Origin of the sequence: Dietzia sp. SYD-A1 (genome assembly GCF_015356725.1) — a bacterium.
Taxonomy (GTDB): domain Bacteria; phylum Actinomycetota; class Actinomycetes; order Mycobacteriales; family Mycobacteriaceae; genus Dietzia.
On record NZ_JADDKI010000642.1, the window covers coordinates 1 to 546 of the forward strand.

The window sequence follows — 546 nt, forward strand, 5'->3', positions numbered from 1 at the left end:
GCCCCGCCGCGTTCCTCGCCGCCGGGGGCCTGGGGCTGCTGCTGGCCGGCCACTGGTTGGCGATGCCCCCGGGGTGGGAGTCGGCCGCGACGATCGGCGTGGAGACCGCGCTCACCGTGTCCATCGGAGCGGGTCTGACCCTCATCTTCCTGGCGGTGCGTCGGGACACCTCGCGGATCGGGGACGGCCGGAACAGCGGTGGCCGGATCGAAGGAGGTCAGCGCTAGATGACCTCCTTCGCGTGGTACTCGACCGTCGGCTGCGTCCTGGTGGTGCTGGGACTGGTCGTGATGCTGCTGGCCGCCGACCGCTTCCGCAGGCTCGTCGCCCTCAACGTGGCCGCCTCCGGCACTTTGGTCGTCCTGCTGGCCGTCGCCGGACGGGCGGACGAACCCGACCCCGTCCCCCACGCCCTCGCCCTGACCGGGATCGTGATCACCGTGGCGTTCACCGGGCTCGGGGTGGTGCTCGCGCGCCGCATCGACGAGCTCGACGAGGACGACGCGGACGACGTGGACGACGTGGTCGACGGCGGGGGGCGGGACC

General features: G+C 73.1%; 1 protein-coding gene and 1 pseudogene. Both read left to right on the forward strand.

The window, feature by feature from the left end:
* A pseudogene (locus IY392_RS18020) lies at nt 1-227 on the forward strand (hypothetical protein); the annotation flags it as partial.
* A partial coding sequence (locus IY392_RS18025) for an NADH-quinone oxidoreductase subunit K (protein ID WP_194861975.1) occupies nt 228-546 on the forward strand: 319 nt, incomplete at its 3' end. It lies immediately after the preceding pseudogene.